The sequence below is a fragment of the Mycobacterium sp. genome (assembly GCF_032159565.1).
Classification (GTDB): domain Bacteria; phylum Actinomycetota; class Actinomycetes; order Mycobacteriales; family Mycobacteriaceae; genus Mycobacterium.
Map to the genome: position 1 here is coordinate 1 of NZ_JAVHWR010000014.1, position 6014 is coordinate 6014.

At 66.4% G+C, this 6014-nt stretch carries 7 protein-coding genes; all 7 read right to left on the bottom strand.

The window, feature by feature from the left end:
- Positions 1–176: 176 nt before the first annotated feature.
- The 7 genes from QOC76_RS01925 to yidD all read right to left on the bottom strand — a co-directional run bounded on the left by QOC76_RS01925 (position 177) and on the right by yidD (position 5862).
- Positions 177–938, bottom strand: a complete 762-nt coding sequence (locus tag QOC76_RS01925; protein ID WP_526353596.1) for an acetyltransferase — start codon at positions 936–938, stop codon at positions 177–179.
- Between the two features lie 217 nt (positions 939–1155).
- Positions 1156–2133: a ParB/RepB/Spo0J family partition protein gene (locus QOC76_RS01930; protein ID WP_526353598.1), complete on the bottom strand. Its 978-nt coding sequence runs from the start codon at positions 2131–2133 to the stop codon at positions 1156–1158.
- Complete coding sequence (locus QOC76_RS01935; RefSeq protein WP_526353600.1) at positions 2130–3116, bottom strand: ParA family protein; 987 nt, start codon at positions 3114–3116, stop codon at positions 2130–2132. The genes QOC76_RS01930 and QOC76_RS01935 overlap by 4 nt, the downstream gene beginning before the upstream one ends.
- Entirely contained in the window at positions 3113–3814 is a 702-nt protein-coding gene (rsmG, locus tag QOC76_RS01940) for a 16S rRNA (guanine(527)-N(7))-methyltransferase RsmG (protein ID WP_526353602.1), read from the bottom strand. Before rsmG ends, QOC76_RS01935 begins: the two co-directional genes overlap by 4 nt.
- 54 nt (positions 3815–3868) lie before the next feature.
- Positions 3869–4450 carry a Jag family protein gene (locus QOC76_RS01945; RefSeq protein ID WP_526353604.1) on the bottom strand — a complete coding sequence of 194 codons (582 nt, stop codon included), beginning with the start codon at positions 4448–4450 and terminating at the stop codon, positions 3869–3871.
- A gap of 34 nt (positions 4451–4484) precedes the next feature.
- The gene (gene yidC / locus QOC76_RS01950; protein WP_526353608.1) at positions 4485–5543 is read right to left on the bottom strand and encodes a membrane protein insertase YidC; all 1059 of its coding nucleotides are present in this window, start codon (positions 5541–5543) and stop codon (positions 4485–4487) included.
- A gap of 43 nt (positions 5544–5586) precedes the next feature.
- The gene (gene yidD, locus QOC76_RS01955; RefSeq protein WP_526353606.1) at positions 5587–5862 is read right to left on the bottom strand and encodes a membrane protein insertion efficiency factor YidD; all 276 of its coding nucleotides are present in this window, start codon (positions 5860–5862) and stop codon (positions 5587–5589) included.
- Positions 5863–6014: the final 152 nt, after the last annotated feature.

Consider the following 6014-nt stretch of genomic DNA (forward strand, 5'->3'; position numbering starts at 1 on the left):
CCATCACGGCGCACACGAAAGCCTGCCGCTCACGGCGACTAATCAGCCTGCCGGAACTATCGCGGCCCACCAACCCGATCCGACGCACTGTCCACCGCGTAAAAAGCCGAGCATCCAGCCCGGCCGACCACCCACGCTCACCATCACCCTTGACTGCCGCCGCGAAAGCTAGTCGGTCAGCAGATCTCAGCGCCTGCGCCGACCGGCTGCTTGAGTTCCTCCGCCTCCAACAGCCGCTCCAGCGCAGCCTCCACGCCCGCTTTCCAGCCCAGGCCACTCTCCAACTCGAGGCGCAGCCGCGGGAAGTACCGGTGCTTCGTGACCTCGACGAACCCGACCCGCTCGAGAAAGTCTGCCTCGAGCATGCATTGGTCCACCGAGCAGTCGCCGAGAACCTCCATAACGGGACGCAGTTCCGGCGGCACCCCGCCCGGCCCGGCGAGTTCGACGGCGGCCTCGGTGCGTCCGAACGCTTCCAGTGCCCGCACTCCGCGGCGCACCAGATCGGCGACGACCGCCACGATCAAGCTCTGCGGCACTCCGTCCGCGCTCAGGGCATCACCGGTCCTCGCGTGCGCCTCCACCCCGAGAGATGTGAGCAGTACAGCGTCGGCGCTCACCGGTCCGGACGGAAAGAGCCGTGCGCGAGGCACCACACCGGGAGGTGCGTAGAACGCATAGCCCAGACACGGTTCATCGCTGTCCGGGAGGATCTCGTCGGCCAAGGGCCCCGGTCGGGCGGCGACTGCCGTCTGCCCGCACGAACCCCACTCCAGCATGACCATCGACAGCCACGCTTCCTTCTCGAACTCCGGGTCGGACAGGTGGTCATCGCCGCCGAGGGTGGACGGATCCACCTCCCAGAACACGCACCGGCGCGCGTGCTTAGGCAGCTGCTCGAACGCATCGAGCCGCAGGGGCGTGATTCGCGTTGGCACTAAGCTCCCCGAGTTCCGGGCGGCGCCGACACGTGGCGCCGCCACTCCAGAATAGAAGGATGCGTGCCCGAAGGCCGGTTTTCATCCGGTTCGCTCATCCGGAGTTGCCTGATCTGCCAAAGATGTTGCACCGCATGAGGATTGCTGCGAGGTATGCCGACAGCGGCTCGCGCCGTGATCGATGTGTCACAGTGACGTAATTTCCCCGTGTCCTAGGTCAGGCCTTCGCAGCGTTCATGAGGTCGACTATCCGTTGCAGGTCGTCGACCGACCCGAACTCGACGACGATCTTGCCCTTGCGTTTGCCGAGGCTCACCGTCACCCGGGTATCGAAGGCGGTCGACAACCGTTCAGCAACGTCCTGCAGGCCAGGCATGTGGATAGGCTTACGGCGTGGCGCGGCCGGGGTCGAGTGGTCTTCCCGGTTCGCCAGCGTCACCGCCTCTTCCGTCGCACGCACCGACAGACCCTCGGCGACGATGCGCGCGGCGAGTTCCTCTTGTACGTCCGCGCCACCCTGCAGCGCGAGAAGCGCCCGTGCGTGGCCCGCCGACAACACGCCGGCGGCGACGCGGCGCTGGACGGCGATCGGCAGCCGCAGCAGCCGGATCATGTTGGTGATCAACGGCCGCGACCGGCCGATGCGCGCCGCGAGTTCGTCGTGCGTGACCTCGAACTCGTCAAGCAGCTGTTGGTAGGCGGCGGCCTCCTCCAGTGGATTCAGCTGCGCGCGGTGGATGTTCTCCAACAGCGCATCGCGCAGCATGCTGTCGTCGGCGGTCTCCCGCACGATGGCCGGGATGGTGGCGAGGCCGGCCTGCTGGGCGGCGCGCCACCGGCGCTCCCCCATGACGAGCTGGTATCGCGGACCGCCGGGCTGGCCGGGAATCGAGCGCACCACGATCGGCTGCATGAGCCCGAACTCGCGGATGGAGTGCACGAGTTCGGTGAGCGCCTCCTCGTCGAACACCTGCCGCGGCTGCCGCGGGTTCCGTTCGATGACGGCCGGGTCGATCTCGCGGTAAACGGCGCCGACCGCATCCGTGTCCCCATTACCTCCGCCGAGCACCACGTCGGCCGCGGCGTCACCCATTCGAGGCCCGATCGTGGCCGTATCGCCATCGGCCGGGCCCGTCGGGATCAACGACGCCAGGCCGCGGCCGAGGCCGCTCCTCTTGCGCGACGGCTGGGTCATCGAATCTGTCCTCTCTGGGCTGCGCCCCGCTCGGCGATTTCGCGGCTGGCGTCCATATAGCTCAGCGCGCCACGTGAGCCCGGGTCGTAGTGCAGGATCGTCATCCCGTATCCCGGCGCCTCGGACACTTTGACGCTGCGCGGGATGACAGTGCCGAGAACCTTCTCGCCGAAGTGCGTTCTGACGTCGGCCGCGACCTGATCCGCGAGCCGGGTCCGACCGTCGTACATCGTCAGGATGACCGTCGATACGTTCAGTTGCGGGTTGAGATGCGCCTTGACCATCTCGATGGTGCGGAGGAGCTGGCCGACGCCCTCGAGCGCGTAGTACTCACACTGGATCGGGATCAGCACCTCGGGCGCGGCCACGAGCGCGTTGATGGTCAGCAGACCCAAAGACGGCGGGCAGTCGATGAAGACGTAATCGAAGTCATGGTTGTGAAGCTCGGTGAGAGCCGTGCGGAGTCGGCCCTCGCGGGCGACCATGCTGACCAATTCGATCTCGGCACCCGCCAACTCAATGGTGGCCGGGACGCAATACAGGCGCTCGCTGTGCGGACTGCGCTGCATTGTCTCGTGCAACGGAATCTCGCCGATGAGTACCTCGTACGACGAGGGGGTGCCCGGTCGGTGGTCGATGCCGAGCGCGGTGCTCGCGTTGCCCTGGGGGTCTAGATCGATGACGAGAACCTTCAACCCCTGCAGCGCCAGCGCCGCTGCCACGTTGACGGCCGTCGTCGTCTTACCGACGCCGCCCTTCTGGTTGGCGATGGTGAACACGCGCTGCTGCCGGGGTCGGGGCAAGCGCGCCTCGGCGTGTAGGAGTCGGACGGCTCGCTCTGCCTCGGCGCCGATCGGGGTGTCACCGACGTCGTCGGGCACCCATCCCTCCGGCCGCGGCTTGCGCCATGTTTCACGTGAAACATCCGTGGTTTCCGTGGCGCCCACCGGTGGCGTGCCGCCATTGTCCGGAACCGGATTCATCCGCTTCTCCTGCCCGCTCGTGCCGACCGGCGATCCGCCGGAGTCGACTTCCCACGCCGCGCGCTGACGACGGTGGCGGGCGGATTCAAGTAGCCCCCTCCACATGTCACCACCCTGGCATCCACCGCGCCCAGCGACTCCATCCCACGCCGGTGCTCGTCGATCTCGGCCACTGCGCGCTCGCCCTTGAGGGCCAGCATTCGTCCGCCCGATCGAAGAAGCGGCATACTCCATCGCGTCAGCTTGTCCAACGACGCCACCGCTCTGGACACGACAGCGTCCATCTCCCCCACTTGTTGCCGCACGGCTTGTTCTTCGGCTCGGCCACGGACCACGGTGATATCCACGCCGAGGTCATCGACGACCTCTCGGAGGAAATCGGTTCGCCGCAGAAGCGGCTCGATCAGTGTCACCCGCAAGTCCGGCCGGGCCAACGCTAACGGTATCCCCGGAAGGCCGGCTCCACTACCGATGTCGGCAATTCGATCGCCCGGTTCGAGCAACTCGGCGAGTGCCACGCTATTGAGCAGATGCCGGTCCCATAACCGGTCCGCTTCCCTGGGTCCGATCAGCCCGCGCTCCACGCCTGCGCCGGCCAGGATTTCGGCGTAGCGCACCGTAAGGTCCAGTCCGTCGCCGAAGAGTGTCGCGGCCTCCGGAGGGGGTTCGGATACGTCCGCATGTTTCACGTGAAACATCCTCCGGATCTCCGCGGTCGCCGCGGCGGCACCGAACTACAAGCGTGTAAGTCCTCAGTCGGTGAGTACGACCACGCGGCGCGACGGCTCCACGCCCTCGCTCTCGCTACGCACACCCTCGATCGCCGCCACCGCGTCGTGGACGATCTTGCGCTCGAACGGCGTCATCGGCGACAGCTGCTCGCGCTCCCCCGACTCCAACACCCGCCGCGCAACCTTGTCGCCCAGGGCCGCCAACTCGTCGCGGCGCTTACGCCGCCATCGCGCGATGTCGAGCATCAGCCTGCTGCGCTCGCCCGTCTTCTGATGAACGGCCAGCCGCGTCAGCTCCTGCAGCGCGTCGAGAACTTCGCCCTTCCGCCCGACGAGTTTGGCCAGATCCTCGCCGCCGTCGATGCTGACGATGGCGCGGTCGCCCTCCACATCCAGGTCGATGTCGCCATCGAAGTCGAGGAGGTCGAGAAGTTCCTCGAGATAATCGCCGGCGATCTCCCCTTCGGCCACCAGGCGCTCCTCGAGGTCCTCCCCTGTGGGCGTCACCGGTTCGTCGCCGTTCTGTGACGCTTCCGTCTCCAAGGCGTCGGTATCGCTCTGCTCGTCGCGCTCACTGGTGGTGGGCTCGTCGAAGTCAGTCATGTTGTCATCTCCCTCATTCGCCGGTCGGTTCCGGTCAACGCTTTCGTTTCTTCGGACGCGCGCCCGGGCGAGGCGTCGGCCCCGGCCGCGGCGTCCGGTTTTCTCCGGCGCCCGCATTCGGCTTGGCTGAACCGTCGCCATCCGAATCCCCGTCGGTCAGCTCGTTCGCGCCGGTCTCGCTCACCTCGAAGGAGCCCGCGTCGGCTGCATCGCCGGCCGCGGCCTCGCCCTTGCGCGGGCGCTTCGGCTTGGCGCCGGGTGGCGGCGCGTTGGCCGCGCGACGTTCAATCGCCTCGAGCTTCTTCGCCTCTTCTTCCTGCTCGATCCGGCCGAACACGTAGTGCTGCTGGCCGAAGGTCCAGATGTTGTTGGCGAACCAGTACAGGATGATGGCCAACGGCAGAAACGGCCCGCCCACCACGACACCGAGCGGGAACACATACAGCGCCAGCTTGTTCATCATCGCCGTCTGCGGATTGGCGGCGGCCTCCGGACTCTGCCGCGCGACCGAGGCCCGGCTGTTGAAGTACGTCGCGATACCGGCAGCGATCATCAGCGGTACACCGACCGCGATAACCGAAACGCGGTTGAATTCCGTGAACGCATCCAGGCCCGTCTTCTGGATCATGTTGGCGCCCAGCGGTGCACCGAACAGATTCGCGTCCAGGAAGTGCCCGACGTCCGTCGCGCTGAAGACGTAGTTGCCGAGCGACCGGTTCAGTTCCGGCGACAGCTTGGGCTGACCGAAGCCGCCCTGGGTCCGGTTGAACGACCGCAGTACGTGATACAGACCCAGGAACACCGGTATCTGCGCGAGCATCGGCAGACATCCCAAGATGGGGTTGAACCCGTGTTCGCGCTGCAGCTTCTGCATCTCCAGCGCCATCCGCTGGCGGTCCTTGCCGTACTTCTTCTGTAGCGCCTTGATCTGAGGCTGAAGCTCCTGCATCTGACGCGTCGTGCGGATCTGCCGGACGAACGGCTTGTACAGAATCGCGCGGAGGGTGAAGACGAGGAACATCACCGACAGTCCCCACGCGAAGAAGTTCGAGGGGCCAAGCAACAGGGAGAACAGCTTGTACCAGAGCCACATGATCGCCGACACCGGGTAGTAGATGATGTCGAGGCTGAACCAGTTAAACAACCGACTTGCTCCTAGCGTCGTCGACGGTGGCGCTCTGTGGGTCAGACCCGCTGCGCTCCGGTATTGGGTCCCATCCTCCCCGATGCCACGGACCGCATTTCGCCAGCCGGACGATCGCCAGCCATCCGCCACGGATCACGCCGTACTCACCGAGTGCCTCCACCGCGTACTGACTGCACGTCGGAGTGAACCGACACGTGGGTAACCGCAACGGGGAGACGGTGTTGCGATACAGCTGGATCAAGAAAATCAGGGCGCGGGCCATCATCGCGGCGTTCCATCGAGCAGCCGCGCCCGATCGAGCGCCACCCGCAGCTGCTGTTCGAGCCCGGCCGAGGCGGCGTACCTGCTACGCGGGAGCGCGCGGATGACGATCTGGTCGCCAGGGCTCAGGTCCGCGATGACCGATCGCGCCACATG

Excerpts from the sequence above, each read along its gene's own strand:
- rsmG (WP_526353602.1), bottom strand. The coding sequence starts at position 3,814 with ATGTTTCACGTGAAACATGCGGACGTATCCGAACCCCCTCCGGAGGCC.
- QOC76_RS01945 (WP_526353604.1), bottom strand. The coding sequence starts at position 4,450 with ATGACTGACTTCGACGAGCCCACCACCAGTGAGCGCGACGAGCAGAGC.
- QOC76_RS01935 (WP_526353600.1), bottom strand. The coding sequence starts at position 3,116 with ATGAATCCGGTTCCGGACAATGGCGGCACGCCACCGGTGGGCGCCACG.
- yidC (WP_526353608.1), bottom strand. The coding sequence starts at position 5,543 with ATGTGGCTCTGGTACAAGCTGTTCTCCCTGTTGCTTGGCCCCTCGAAC.
- yidD (WP_526353606.1), bottom strand. The coding sequence starts at position 5,862 with ATGATGGCCCGCGCCCTGATTTTCTTGATCCAGCTGTATCGCAACACC.
- QOC76_RS01930 (WP_526353598.1), bottom strand. The coding sequence starts at position 2,133 with ATGACCCAGCCGTCGCGCAAGAGGAGCGGCCTCGGCCGCGGCCTGGCG.